12 protein-coding genes are annotated in these 13,212 nt (G+C 43.8%); 3 read left to right on the top strand and 9 right to left on the bottom strand.

The features are described 5' to 3' along the window. The first annotated feature begins 299 nt into the window (after window positions 1–299). Entirely contained in the window at window positions 300–1,841 is a 1,542-nt protein-coding gene (locus tag ACE38W_RS05785; RefSeq protein WP_375829414.1) for an arylsulfatase, read from the top strand. 80 nt (window positions 1,842–1,921) lie between these two features. Here the strand turns inward: ACE38W_RS05785 and ACE38W_RS05780 are convergent, their stop codons facing one another. The 4 genes from ACE38W_RS05780 to ACE38W_RS05765 all read right to left on the bottom strand — a co-directional run bounded on the left by ACE38W_RS05780 (window position 1,922) and on the right by ACE38W_RS05765 (window position 5,029). After that, entirely contained in the window at window positions 1,922–2,752 is an 831-nt protein-coding gene (locus ACE38W_RS05780; protein ID WP_375829413.1) for a hypothetical protein, read from the bottom strand. A gap of 44 nt (window positions 2,753–2,796) precedes the next feature. Further along, window positions 2,797–3,534, bottom strand: a complete 738-nt coding sequence (locus tag ACE38W_RS05775) for a 3-oxoacyl-ACP reductase family protein (protein WP_375829412.1) — start codon at window positions 3,532–3,534, stop codon at window positions 2,797–2,799. Between the two features lie 55 nt (window positions 3,535–3,589). Then, on the bottom strand, window positions 3,590–4,030 hold the full coding sequence (locus tag ACE38W_RS05770; protein ID WP_375829411.1) for a hypothetical protein: 441 nt from the start codon (window positions 4,028–4,030) through the stop codon (window positions 3,590–3,592). A 114-nt stretch (window positions 4,031–4,144) separates the two neighbouring features. After that, on the bottom strand, window positions 4,145–5,029 hold the full coding sequence (locus tag ACE38W_RS05765) for a YXWGXW repeat-containing protein (RefSeq protein WP_375829409.1): 885 nt from the start codon (window positions 5,027–5,029) through the stop codon (window positions 4,145–4,147). A 285-nt stretch (window positions 5,030–5,314) separates the two neighbouring features. Between ACE38W_RS05765 and ACE38W_RS05760 the strand changes: the two genes are divergently transcribed. After that, entirely contained in the window at window positions 5,315–5,695 is a 381-nt protein-coding gene (locus ACE38W_RS05760; protein ID WP_375829407.1) for a VOC family protein, read from the top strand. Window positions 5,696–5,721: 26 nt separating this feature from the next. Here the strand turns inward: ACE38W_RS05760 and ACE38W_RS05755 are convergent, their stop codons facing one another. After that, window positions 5,722–7,647 (bottom strand): gamma-glutamyltransferase family protein, encoded by a 1,926-nt coding sequence (locus ACE38W_RS05755; protein WP_375829405.1) that lies wholly within the window; start codon window positions 7,645–7,647, stop codon window positions 5,722–5,724. 46 nt (window positions 7,648–7,693) lie between these two features. After that, window positions 7,694–8,188: a DinB family protein gene (locus tag ACE38W_RS05750; RefSeq protein ID WP_375829404.1), complete on the bottom strand. Its 495-nt coding sequence runs from the start codon at window positions 8,186–8,188 to the stop codon at window positions 7,694–7,696. 137 nt (window positions 8,189–8,325) lie between these two features. Here ACE38W_RS05750 and ACE38W_RS05745 point away from each other — a divergent pair, with 137 nt between their 5' ends. Beyond that, window positions 8,326–9,276 carry a phytanoyl-CoA dioxygenase family protein gene (locus tag ACE38W_RS05745; RefSeq protein ID WP_375829402.1) on the top strand — a complete coding sequence of 317 codons (951 nt, stop codon included), beginning with the start codon at window positions 8,326–8,328 and terminating at the stop codon, window positions 9,274–9,276. On the opposite strand, the gene ACE38W_RS05740 is transcribed toward ACE38W_RS05745, so the two are convergent. From ACE38W_RS05740 to ACE38W_RS05730, 3 genes are all read right to left on the bottom strand, one after another. Next, window positions 9,263–10,906 carry an acyl-CoA dehydrogenase family protein gene (locus tag ACE38W_RS05740; RefSeq protein ID WP_375829401.1) on the bottom strand — a complete coding sequence of 548 codons (1,644 nt, stop codon included), beginning with the start codon at window positions 10,904–10,906 and terminating at the stop codon, window positions 9,263–9,265. The two genes, ACE38W_RS05745 and ACE38W_RS05740, sit on opposite strands and share 14 nt — an antisense overlap. Window positions 10,907–10,958: 52 nt before the next feature. Beyond that, window positions 10,959–12,080, bottom strand: coding sequence for a hypothetical protein (locus tag ACE38W_RS05735; RefSeq protein ID WP_375829400.1), 1,122 nt, complete (start codon window positions 12,078–12,080; stop codon window positions 10,959–10,961). Between the two features lie 119 nt (window positions 12,081–12,199). After that, the gene (locus ACE38W_RS05730) at window positions 12,200–13,207 is read right to left on the bottom strand and encodes a helix-turn-helix transcriptional regulator (protein ID WP_375829399.1); all 1,008 of its coding nucleotides are present in this window, start codon (window positions 13,205–13,207) and stop codon (window positions 12,200–12,202) included. Window positions 13,208–13,212: the final 5 nt, after the last annotated feature.

Below are 13,212 nucleotides of genomic sequence, written 5' to 3'. Positions count from 1 at the left end.
CAAAACAGCAGTCATCCCGAAACCCAAATCCCGGTGTTCACAGTTAATCCGGACTTTTATGTTGTATGCTAATAATTGCTTCATTGATATAAGCAACCGCATTTACGGGAAAGTTTGCTCCACCAGGTCATACTATCAGTATGGCAAATCACTCCTGTATACTACCATAGCTGTTCCTGGCTATGGATGTGGTCACCCGCCATAATATACTTACTCTTTCAGCTTATCCACCATTTTATGACACAAAAATCTAAACGATGAAACGCTTTGTGATAAAAAAATTAGCTATAACTGTCCTTATGATTACTGCCATTGCCAGTATTTGTACTGCACAGAAAAAACCCAATATCCTGGTGATATTCGGAGATGATATCGGACAAACAAATATTAGCGCCTATTCCTTTGGGGTCATGGGTTATACAACCCCTAACCTGGATAAACTGGCGCATGAAGGTTTGATGTTTACAGACTATTATGCAGAAAACAGTTGCACTGCCGGCCGCGCCACTTTTATCACTGGTCAATGCGCCAAGCGTACCGGCTTATCGAAAGTAGGGATTCCGGGCGCTCCGGTAGGTCTGCAAGAAAGAGACATCACCATTGCCCAGGCATTGAAGCCACTTGGCTATATGTGTGGGCAGTTTGGGAAAAACCATCTTGGAGATAAAGATGAATACCTTCCTACCCGCCATGGCTTTGATGAATTCTATGGAAACCTCTATCACCTCAATGCAGAGGAAGAACCAGAGCATCCTACCTGGCCTAAAGATGATCCGGCTTTCACCAAAGCCAATACGCCAAGAGGTGTAATCCATAGCGTTGCGGGCGGCAAAATTGAGGATACTGGCCCACTTACTATCAAACGAATGGAAACTGTTGATGACGAAACTACCGGCGCTTGCATGGATTGGATCAAGAAACAGGTGGCAGCCGGCAAACCATTCTTCTCCTGGATGAATTTTACGCGCATGCACTTCAAGACGCATGTAAGGCCGTCTATGCTGGGCCGTGCCGGCATGCCAGGCAACTATTACGCAGATGGCATGCTCGAGCTGGATGATAACGTAGGTAAGTTGATGAAGTTATTAGATGATCTTGGCATCACAGAAAATACCATCGTCATCTTCACTACCGACAATGGCCCTAACCAGTTTAGCTGGCCAGATGCAGCCACCACGCCTTTCCGCAGTGAAAAGAACACCAACTGGGAAGGCGCATACAGAGTGCCTGCATTTATTCGCTGGCCCGGACATATCAAACCCGGCATGACTAATGAAATCTTTTCCGGCCTGGATTGGTTCCCTACTTTGCTCGCTGCGGCCGGCAACACTGACATCAAGCAAAACTTGCTGAAAGGCGCCGGTGTTAACGGTAAATCCTACAAAGTACATCTGGACGGCTACAATCAGCTGGACTTCTTAACAGGAAAAACAAATAAGAGCTTCCGGAAAGAATTCATCTATTTCAATGATGATGCGCAACTGGTGGCTATACGATATGGCGACTGGAAGACAGTTTTCCGTGAACAATCAGCCCCTTATGGTTTTAACGTATGGAAAGATCCATTCATCACCTATCGCGTACCAAAGCTGTTCAACCTCCGTATGGACCCGATGGAACGTGCAGATCAAGCCTCTGATAAGTATTACGCCTGGCTGGTAGATAATGACTTTCTGGTTGGTCAGGGTAGCTTCCATGCAATTGAATTCCTGGAAACGTTCAAGGAATATCCTCCTTCCCAATTGCCTGCCAGCTTCTCTCCTGACGGCATAGAATCTGAAATAGATCTGATCAATTCATCCAGGCTGAAAATAAATGCACCTGGTTCAGGTATGAAGTAAGGAATTATTGGCAGATAGGATTTGTAAAATAAAAACGTCTGTAAGCAATGCTTACAGGCGTTTTTTCGTGCTGATAATTTTCACCAGGACATCCTTGCTTTCTTATAGATAATTTTATCTTCTATCCCTTTGTTTAGTAAAATACAATGCTCTTCAGAATCTGTTCCACCCCGAATACTTTTCAGCTCCCGAAATATACTCGGAAAGATGCAAATCTCTTGCTGAAGATATACCTGAAACTCCTTCATCACCATGGTAAATAATCTGGATTTTTCCACTTTATTATACCAGGGATTCTTTCCAATGGGAGTAATTACACCGTGAAAATCGAATGCTTTCAATCGACTATCTTCCAATTTGAAATTGTCAAATTCACTTATCTTAATACCTTCTGCTCCCAACCAAATATCTATTTCCGGATAAATTGGCGTCATCAATACTTTCAACTTTTGAATATCCATTGTTGAAAGTCTTTTTTGGGTAACAAAAGCCCCAAAAGGAAAATTATAAAAACCAGTAATTGTTAAATTAGCAGCAGCTGGTACCGCTACGGTGGAGGTTTGTCCATCAGGTTCTATTAGAACCCAACTGCAGGAAAAAACCTCATCATCAGTAGCAAGTAACCTAATATTATTCTCCTTTGCCAATAGTTTTAATAGTGCAATTTGCTGTATTAGTGTTGTTTCATCTTTACAATAGCTAAAGACCCTGTAACAATACTTAAACTCCTGTTCTTCTATGTCTACACCAATATATATTGTATCCATATCAGGTGCTTCTCCAGATATAATAAAATCAAAAAAATCAGAGATAACACGAAATTTACCGGAACCGAAATGCCTGGAGAGGAAGTTCTCCAAGCAGGAAAGATCAAGCTGAATTGCTGAAAAGAAGTCTAGTAGGAATCTCACGTTTAGAGTTTGAAATAATAATCGTATTATCTGCTGAAAATATCTCAGCTCATATACCAGCCACCATTCACGTTTATCGTCTGGCCATTGATATAACCATTGGTGGCTAGCATCAATACGACTGATGTCACTTCTTCGGGTTGACCAAATCTTCCGATAGGAATTAGTGTTGGCTTAATGTTGGGATTATCTTTAATCATATCTGTTTCAATCAATGCAGGCGCGATCGCGTTAGCGGTTATTCCACCATAACGCGCGAGCAAGGAAGCATAGGAATGCGTTAGTCCAATTAGTCCTGCTTTGGATGCAGCATAGTGAGGCCCGATAACACCACCTGTCTGCGCTGCTACAGAAGAAATATTAATGATCCGTCCGTATTGCTTTGCTATCATGGAAGGAATCGCCTGCTGCGTGGTCAGAAACGCAGATGTCAGGTTAACATTCAAGGCCTGTTGAAAATCAGACAGGCTAACTTCAGACAATGATCTGCTTGGGTTGATGCCTGCATTATTTACCAGGATATCTACATCGCCAGCCGCTTCACGAATATTTTCAAACAAGGAAATGACAGCTGCTTCTTCTGCTACATTTGCCTGAAATGCGAATGCTTTACCTCCATTGGCAACAATATGCTGCACAACGGCTGTTGCCTGTTCTTCATTTTTGTGAAAGTTGATGATGACCGTGGCGCCGGCATTTGCCAGATGAATAGCGATATCCTTGCCTAGCCCCCTGGACGAACCTGTCACCAGTGCTACTTTATGTTGAAGCGATTGTTCCATCGAATTATTTATTGTATAAAAAAGACATCGTCTTTTAGCGATGTCTTTATAAAAATTAAAAGTAGATATCTACATAATCGACTACATTATTTCCTTCGCAGTTATCCATCTCCTGTAGTCGCCAATATTTTCTGGCTCCTTTAGCCAGGAAATGATAGGTACCTTTTTTATCACATACCTTGCCATCATTCACGCCACTGTAGCGTGTGAGGATAGTGCCAGTAAACAACAGCTCCTGCGGTGTTTCCACTTTTATCACGCCATCGATGGTTACAAAATCATGTTTGTCGGCACTATATTGATCTCCTTTGATATTATAGGTACCATCCGCATTTTTGGTGATGGTTACTTTTCCGGGATTATCCCAGCTTACCCATTGTAAGGTGAAGTTATGTTTTCCTTCGCGGAGCGGTTTAACTGTTTGCGTCGATTGTGCAATAGCGCCATAGCTAACAAATATCGCCACCAGTAAAGAAAAGGCCAGTTTTAGTTTCATTCAGTTAATTTTTGATTGGTGATATGGTAATATCAAAGATAATAAATTAGCGACCCAAACAAATAGTAAGGCCCGGCTGCAGTAGCGACCGGGCCTTTATCTAACAATCATTTATTATCCTCTTCTGCCACCACCATGACCACCACCTCCGTGGCCGCCACCGCCACCATGGCCGAATCCCATAGACCGACCACCGGCATCAAATCGTTCGCCACCAGGCATGCTCTGACTATGAACGGCCGGACCTTGTCCACCATTGTGAAACTGTCCTCTATCGTTCATCCAGTTTTGTTCATGCTGTACCTGTTGCTGACGAGGTGCTGTACGCGCATCTACACGCATTGCTTTTTCTTCCTCCCTACCAGGTCTGTAGTTAGAACCATTAGGGCCATTGAAGCTTGCTCTATGCGTATTATTGCTGATGTTGACATTGTTGACATAAGTGTTATGAATACCTCCACCTACGTGCCATACTGCGGTGTTATACATAAAGTGTCCACTTTCCCAACGACCGCCATAGAAGCCGGTACCGAAGTAACCAAAACCATAGTTGATACCACCATAATAACCTACTCTAGGTCCCCAGTAACCTGGATGCCAACCATAATAACTACCATAGAAACCCCAATAACCAGGTGTCCATAAAAGGCCTATGGAAGGCGGTAATACCCAAACGCCGGGCACCCAATAATAACCGCTGCTAGCCCAGGCCCAATACCCTGGTGTCCAGAGATAACCATCACCCGGACAGGGCGGTTGAACGTAATCAGGCAAAGCAGGAGGCGCCTGCTGTGTTTGTACGGTAACGTACGACTGATCACCATTATAATAAGTAGCATCTTGCGCCAGCGCTGCTTTTACAGCAAAAGCACTGATACTAAAAAGAAATAGCAGCTTGATTGCAAATGAAAGCTGGAGATGTTTATGCCACCTCTGTAACAGAAGAGCCGGGCCCGCACGAAACAGCTTGTTGTCAAAGATCAATTCTAGCTTATTCATTTTTAATGCGTTTTATTTGCTTTAACCAAATATTTCATAAAAATTCAATCGCTTATTTTTAGGTAGATGATATCAGCGAAATCATCTCAAATGAGCTTTGTATTTGGAACAATGTTTACAGCAGAAGGTTTACTCTACAGCCTTTCTCATGGTGAAATTTTAACGTTCTGAAAGCAGATGAAAGCACTTTTTTCTAACTATTACCACTAGATGAAGGGTAATGGCACCAGTCGCTACAGTTATGATATTTTTGCGTTAGATTTGAATTACCCAAAAAATATTACCATGCTTGTATTTACTTCCGTATTCAGTAGTTTTTCTGTAGATGACCTGGACCGCGCCAAAGCTTTTTACCAAGATTTATTAGGCATCCAGATTGAAGAGTCGCCGGCGCCAATGTCGCTGCTGACACTCAAATTACCGGGCGGACATACCGTTATGATCTACCCAAAGCCCAACCATCAGCCGGCCACATTTACTATCTTAAATTTTAAGGTAGATGATATTGATAAAGCAGTCGATGAGCTTATTAAACAAGGGATCGTTTTTGAGCAATACAGTGGAGAAATTCAAACAGATGCAAAAGGTGTAATGCGAGGCAAGGGGCATTCCATTGCATGGTTCAAGGACCCTGCGGGAAATATACTCTCTGTGCTAGAAGGATAATTCCTTTAAAAAAAGAAAGGCTGGTATTACCAGCCTATTCCATAATCTTCTCCGTTATTACTACTACCTCCCCAGATGGTACCGTGTCTGGTATCCAGGAATATAGCATTTATTGGACCACTGGTTCGATCGCCAAAGCTCAGATGATAACCCATCTGTTCAAGCCTCGTGCGCGTTGCCGGCGTTGTCTGATTACTGAGTAATATGCTACCAGGCCTGGGCTGCCTATCTTTCACCGTGCTGCCACCCAATGATAACCATAGCTGGTTGGTATTAATATTGGCAGCTTCAGTAGCCTGTTGTACAGTCATTCCAAATTCGACCATATTCAGGAAGAACTGCAAGAGGTTCTGATCTTGCGTATCACCACCTTGTACACCGAAACATAGAAAAGGCTTACCATCTTTCAAAGCCATACTAGGCGTGAGCGTTACGCGTGGGCGTTTCCCCGGAGCGATCACATTAAATGGACAAATAGCCGAATCCAGTACAAAACTTTGCGCACGCTGGCTCATACCTACGCCTGTTTTCCCAGCGATACATGCCGGCAACCATCCGCCACTGGGTGTTATAGAAACTACCCATCCGTCTTTATCAGCAGCTTCCACACTGGTGGTGCCACGCCAGAGACGATCCATATAGGCGCTGTCAATATCGTTAATAGCAAATAGGTTGGTATCTGGCCTGAACATATAAGTAGCATCATGTTTAGGAACGAAGCCTCCAGGCTTTCTGCCGTTGGTAGTGTCCATCATTTCCTGCCTGTCTTTCAGAAAATGCAGGTATGGATTAGACTTGCCCATAAAGGCATACGGATCACCAGGGCCAGCATCCGCATTGTTATGGTCTGGATTGATTTCTTTTGCTCTGGCTTTTGCGTATTCCTTATTCAGCAAACCTTGTATCGCAGGATTTTTATTGAATGCAGGATCTCCATAATAAAAATCACGATCAGCGAAAGTCAGGTTCATAGTCTGATACAGTGTATGGATATATTGAGGAGAGTTATATCCCATTGCTTTAAGGTCAAAATTTTCGAGGATGTTGAGGCTTTGCAATAGCATAGGTCCTTGCGTCCATTCCTTCAGCTTATAGACTTCTATGCCCTTATAATTAACACGCAGTGGTTCTTCTTCCTGTGGCTTCCAGCGGGCAAGATCTTCCATGGTAATGAGGCCGCCCTGCTCCTGGCAGCCGCGTACAAATTCTTTAGCGATATCTCCTTTGTAGAATCTGTCGTAGGCAGCCATGATAGCATCTTTGCGGCTTTTATGATTTTTAAGTGCCGCTGCTTCTGCTGCTACCATTTTAGTGAGTGTATTCAGCAGATCTTTCTGAACAAATATCTCTCCGGCCTCTGGTGCTTCTCGCTGTTGTCCTTCGTGGGTAAGGAACACCGCGCGACTATAAGGCCATTCTTTAATATATTTTTTCCCACGTTCCATGGAGTTGGCCGTTTGTGCTTCGATGGGATAACCGGCAGCCATTTCCATAGCTGGCGCCAGTACTTCTTTGAGGCTCATGGTGCCATATTCCGCGAGCATGTAACATAACCCACCTACGGTACCTGGTGTCACTGCTGCCAGTGGCCCGTATTCAGGGGGAAAATCATAGCCTTTGGATTTATAAAATGAGGCAGTAGCTCCTGTTGGCGCTACACCTAACGCATTTATAGCGATTACTTTTTTTGTTTTAGGATTATATATCAAAGCTTGCGTTTCACCTCCCCAGCTAAGCACATCCCACATGGTGCAGGTAGCTGCCAGCATAGCGCAGGCAGCATCTACGGCATTACCGTTTTTCTGAAAGATCATAGCCCCGGCAGTAGCTGCCAGCGGCTTACCAGTAACAGCCATCCAGTTTTTACCATGCAATGGTGGCTTCTGTGTTTGCTGTGCGTATGCAGATAGCATGTTACCGATCAGCAGGAAAGATAAAATATATACCCTCATGGCTGAAAAATAATAAAATCAGTTAGAAAAACATATACCACTAAGGTTATGGCTGACACAGCACACGTACTGTCACCAACAGCTGCCCAGTGTGCCGCATGGTATGCTCTGCTGCATGGAACAACAGTCCCTGTACCGTTGATGGCAGCTGCTTACGGCCAATACCACGAAAATCGGTAAGGGTACTTTCATTGGTGGACGATAACTGTTCCAGCGCCAAATTCGTTTGTGCGTTGTAGTGGTCCAGCAATTCTTCTAAAGTGCCTTTTTCCTGATCTTCCGATTTCAGATACTCCATCTGCTCCGGCGTGAGCAAATTACCTTTTGCATAAGTAAAAAGCCTGTCTAACACACCTGCCAGGTGCTTCAGATGAAAGCCAGGAGAAGCAACGCCAGAAGGCCTATCCCAAAGCTGCTCTTCAGGGAATCCCATCATGAGGCGGTTGATCTCCGCCCTCGCCTGCAACAACGTATGTGCAACAGGTTGCAGTAATGCCGGAATATTTTCTACCGGCCCACGCATCCAGAATTCTGTATCCATGGTATCTTTTTTAAACAAGTTAATTTATTTCAATCAAAAACAGAACATAGTTAGATATCCTAATCATACAATAATGACAATTTATAAATAGCGAGAAAAAATAACTTATCACTCCTTTTTATTATCTTCGAAGTCTTATGCCCTATAACGCTTTTCTCCAAACGATGGTGGCCACACATCTGGCCCGTAAGTCTAATCTTCCTGAACCGGTATTCGACAACTTCGCGTACTATGAAACGCGTTGGATGAGCTTTTCAGAGCTGGGACCATTTGAAACCTATAGTTTTTTATACACTGCCTGCAATGATGAACAGCATTTCAGGGAATGGCTGGAAGCGCTCAAAGGCACGGCCTTTCTGCAGGAAGCTGCAGCGAAATATGAAGCGTGGCTTGGTAGTGCTCAAAATACTGTCAATGAAACCATCACTACAACTATACTTTCTGAAGAGCAGTTTGCATTTTGGGAAGCCAATGGTTATCTACGAGTGAGCGGCCTAGTGCCAGACCAATACTGCGATGATGTGACCGGGCTTATATGCAGTGCTTTGGGCGTTGATGTAGGCCAATCAGCCACCTGGTATCCAAATGAACCCAGCTGGCATGGGCTGATGTTGCAGCTGTATCAGCATCCTGCCATTGCTGTCATCAGAAATCATCCACCGCTGAAACAATTGTTTACAGAATTGTATGGCACCTCACAGCTAATTGCCAATACAGAAAAGGTGAGTTATAATCCACCAGAAACGGCATCCTGGCGATTCAGGCATGAAAATATTCACTGGGATATAGATCCCAAACAGCCAGTATCTCTTTACATACAAGGACTGATTTACCTGGAAGACGTACCCGAAGAACGTGGGCCCATAAAGGTTATACCTGGTTTCCAACACCAGTATGAAAATTATATCGCGGGGTTTCCGGAATTTGTAGAAGCACAATATGCCATCAAACAGCACCCTGGCACGGTAAAAGTGCCTGGCAAAAAAGGCGATATTGTATTGTGGCAGCATACTTTACCACATTGCGCCACCGCCAACAGGGATAAGGTACCAAGATTTGTACAATATATCAGTTTCACGAAGATCTAAACGTATAGGCAATGATGGCTGCTGCGGTTGCGGAGTTGATGTACAGCGTTCCCCACATATTGCCATGATTGGAGGATAAACGATTATCGCAAAATGTATTTGCTATGTCGGCAGGTGCAATATGTATCAATTCTATAGCCTGCATGGCCAAAGCCATATGTGTGGCGATATTCCTGGCATTCATCTCCAGCGATTGCTGGTCTTGCAGCAGTGCTTTTAAGTGAGTAATATGTTTATCCAGCTGTGGATGCTGCCCTTTAGCCTGCTCAAAATAATGCATGACAGCCTCCATGCTTTTAGGCTCGCGCTGCATAGAACGCAGGATGTCCAGCGCCTGAATATTCCCAGAGCCTTCCCAAATGGCATTTACCGGTACATCGCGGTATAGGCGCGGCAGGACAGACTCTTCCACGTAGCCGTTACCTCCGAGGCATTCCAACGCTTCTCCCATGGCGAGTACCGCCCTTTTTGTATTCCAGAACTTACCAACAGCAGTGGCTATACGAATAAAGTGCATTTCAGCTTCATCACCGGCAGCCGCATCAAATCCTTTTGCCAGTCTGAAAGCCAGCGTGGTGGCAGCAATAGACTCCAGGCAGAGATCAGCAAGCACCTGCTGCATCAACGGTTGATCTATTAGTAGTTTACCAAAAGTTTTGCGATAATGGCAGTGATGAATCACTTCTGCCAGGGCGCGCTGTAAAGTGGCAGCAGAGCCGATGGCGCAGTCGAGGCGGGTATGCCTTACCATCTCCATAATATTAGCGACACCCCTTCCCTCCTCTCCGATGATTTGAGCCCATGCGCCGTGGAATTCTACTTCTGAAGAAGCGTTGGACTTATTACCCAGCTTATCTTTTAGCCGTTGGAACCAAAGCTGGTTTTTAGTACCGTCCGGGAGGAAACGCGGTACCAGAAAACATCCCAGTCCTTTTTCTGTTTGGGCCAGCACCAGGAAGGCATCGCTCATGGGGGCGCTGCAAAACCATTTGCGGCCAGTAATCCTATAGGCGTTGCCGTTAGGAACGGCAAAGGTGATATTACTGCGTACATCGCTGCCACCTTGAGGCTCGGTCATCGCCATACCAAAAGTAACCCCTGTTTTTTGGAACCAGGGGAGATGACGGGCATCATAACTGTTGGATAATACCAGTGGTAGCCAGGCTTTTGTAATCTCCGGTTCCAGTTGAAGCGAAGGCACTACAGCAAACGTCATGGTAAGCGGACAACTGGTACCTTCATCTATTTGTTGTTTGAGATAAGAAAGCACGGCATGTGCCATGTAGCCCCCGGGGCGCTTACTATTCCAGGCAATAGCATGCACGCCATTGCGAATGGAAACGTCCATCATCTGGTGATAGGCCGGGTGAAAGCTTACAGTATCTTCTCTATTGCCAAAACGATCGTGCGTATGTAATACAGGCGTGTATTTGTTAGCAAGGGCGCCCGCCTGCTGCATCGCTGCACTGCCCATGACAGCGCCAAAATCGGTGGCGGCAGGCAGGAGCCAGTCGCCACCCCAAACCTTCAACAGCTGCTGCAGTAAAGGATTGCTGGAGAATGAATTATAGTTTTCCAGTATGGGCGACTGGTTCAGCGAGGTATTAAAATCGAAATCAGGAATGGACATCACCGTAAGTTTTGGCCTTCCTAAATTTAACGAATATTAAGGATTGATGATGTTATTCTCCTTCGAATTGCATCCATGGAATCTGCAGGAATCCAGCGCGTTCGAGTACGCTTATTTCCTCGTCTATCTCTACTGAATTGTAGTAGGCACTGGATACAGAGATTTCTTCTGACTCCTGTCCTGGTTTCCAACCATCTACCTTTAGATAATAAGTATCGGTTTTGCCGGTAGACACGTGTTTTGAAAGCACTTTCGTTTTGTAAGCTACCGGATTGGATATATCCAGGAAATTATTTGTATACATCACTACACCGAATGTTCCTGCCATTGTCATGACCATAAATGCAATGATGAAAATCAGTTTACGTTGCTTCTTAATCGTGAATTCTTTAACAGCATTCATAAAAAGGATCAGCAGTAAAAACAATACAAAACCAATAATCTTCCACAAACTAACGTAATCCAATACACGTAAATGACGGGTATAAAAAAACAATACAAAATTTATGATCATTAATGGTATCATAGCACTACTACCAGCAGAATCTTTTGGCGCATCCAGCATAAGGATACCTTGGAAATACCAGATGGCTATGATCATTACACCATTCAACGAAAATAACAGGTAAAGCAACCATGCATAGTTATATTCAGTAAAAAAGAGTAATCCAGCAATTAATAAAGAAACGCAGGTAATACTTATGTTAAAATACTTTGCCAGTTTCGTTTTAGTGTCAACCACGCTCGGATCTATCGCAGAAATAGCATCATTGTACTCTTCTTCAGTAGTATGATCTTCAGTTGGATTACGGACTTTGGTCACTTGCTCTACCCAGGCAATAATCTCCTGGTAATCTTTCAGGTAGGATGATATAGTGACAGAACGCTTACCAGCGAGGCCTTTCAGCTTCATACCATTTTTTATTGGTAAAACCGTGCGGATCTCGTTGTTCAATAATTCTCTGCTGTAAAATCTAGATCGATATTTAATACCATATTGGTCAATGGAAATTGTAGAAAACAAATCATTTAGTGCGAAAATCATAACGCCGGACATGCTTACAAAAACAATTTCTAAAAATACAGTGGCCGCGATAGACTTAGGATCTATAAACATTAATATGCCTCCGGTGATAAAAGCCACCAACATTGCGCCGGCTAAAATTGTCATCACAATTTTAAACCATTTTGGATAAGTATATTCTTTCATAATCTGATATAGGAATGCCGAAGATGCAGGATTTATTTCAAAATTCAAAACAAGACCACGGCTGTTATTGGCTTACAGCAAGATCAATAGAGGTCAGCACCTCGCTGCAGTTTATTATGAATGCGCTTACGTAGCTGTGCCGGTTCTACTACCCGCATACCATCTGCATAACCTAGTATTTCTCTTTCCAATTCAAAATTCAATGTTACCGTCAGCTCTATGATCATCTCATCCTCGGTCGTTTCAAGGATTCGTTGACTCTTGTGCATGGGTTTTGTAGCTACATAAGGTATATGCTCCCCTCTAACAGCAATGACTACACGTGTAGGATCGGTATGCATCACCGTGGCGCCAATAGTGTGTTCATAATATGTTTCGGGAGTATGACCTTCATTTTTGGGCCGGTAAAGTAATTGTTTATTTACTTTCAACTCCACAATCCTATCTAGTGCCAAAGTGGACAGTACTTCCTGTTTTTGGATATTACCCACAACAAACCACCTGTTTTTAAACTCTTTCAACCAGGAGGCATGGAACTGCATCCATTTGGGTTCTTTTGCTTTAAACGACTGATAACTCAGTTCCAGCACCTGTTCATTAGCGATGGCCTCATAAATTGCATGGAGGTGCGTCAAACCTTTTAGGCGGTCATTCTTCTCAAAGTCAATAATAGTACGCTGGTTATGGGAAGAGGCATATATATGTCCTTCCAGCTTTTGTACCACCTCATTGAGATGTTGAAAATGAGAGAAGCCCTTGAACTGCTTCAGCACTTCTACCGCTTCGGTCATCTTACTAAGATCATGATCACTCAGGGGAATATTGGTAATACTATAGTCAGGGTCGTCGTAGATATAATATTTCTTTTCCACTATACTGATGGGCGCATTGTATCCCAACTTATCACTACGCATCATTTGTATATCTGCCTGGATGGTGCGGCGGCTAATACCCTTTTCTATACCCTCATAATCATATAAGGCCGTTGACACCTTGTCGATGATATCCTCTAAAGTCCAGCGGCGACGGCGGTTCCTAAGGCATACATCAATGGTTTTATATCTTATGAGGGCATTTCTGTTTACGGGCATTTTTT

The organism is Chitinophaga sp. Hz27 (genome assembly GCF_042263525.1).
GTDB lineage: Bacteria > Bacteroidota > Bacteroidia > Chitinophagales > Chitinophagaceae > Chitinophaga.
Note: the sequence above shows the minus strand (reverse complement) of the source record. Positions and strands in the feature narration are given on the sequence as shown.

Coding starts and splice junctions, on each gene's coding strand:
- ACE38W_RS05785 (WP_375829414.1), top strand. CDS start 300: ATGATTACTGCCATTGCCAGTATTTGTACTGCACAGAAAAAACCCAAT.
- ACE38W_RS05775 (WP_375829412.1), bottom strand. CDS start 3,534: ATGGAACAATCGCTTCAACATAAAGTAGCACTGGTGACAGGTTCGTCC.
- ACE38W_RS05770 (WP_375829411.1), bottom strand. CDS start 4,030: ATGAAACTAAAACTGGCCTTTTCTTTACTGGTGGCGATATTTGTTAGC.
- ACE38W_RS05765 (WP_375829409.1), bottom strand. CDS start 5,029: ATGAATAAGCTAGAATTGATCTTTGACAACAAGCTGTTTCGTGCGGGC.
- ACE38W_RS05760 (WP_375829407.1), top strand. CDS start 5,315: ATGCTTGTATTTACTTCCGTATTCAGTAGTTTTTCTGTAGATGACCTG.
- ACE38W_RS05755 (WP_375829405.1), bottom strand. CDS start 7,647: ATGAGGGTATATATTTTATCTTTCCTGCTGATCGGTAACATGCTATCT.
- ACE38W_RS05750 (WP_375829404.1), bottom strand. CDS start 8,188: ATGGATACAGAATTCTGGATGCGTGGGCCGGTAGAAAATATTCCGGCA.
- ACE38W_RS05745 (WP_375829402.1), top strand. CDS start 8,326: ATGCCCTATAACGCTTTTCTCCAAACGATGGTGGCCACACATCTGGCC.
- ACE38W_RS05740 (WP_375829401.1), bottom strand. CDS start 10,906: ATGTCCATTCCTGATTTCGATTTTAATACCTCGCTGAACCAGTCGCCC.
- ACE38W_RS05730 (WP_375829399.1), bottom strand. CDS start 13,207: ATGCCCGTAAACAGAAATGCCCTCATAAGATATAAAACCATTGATGTA.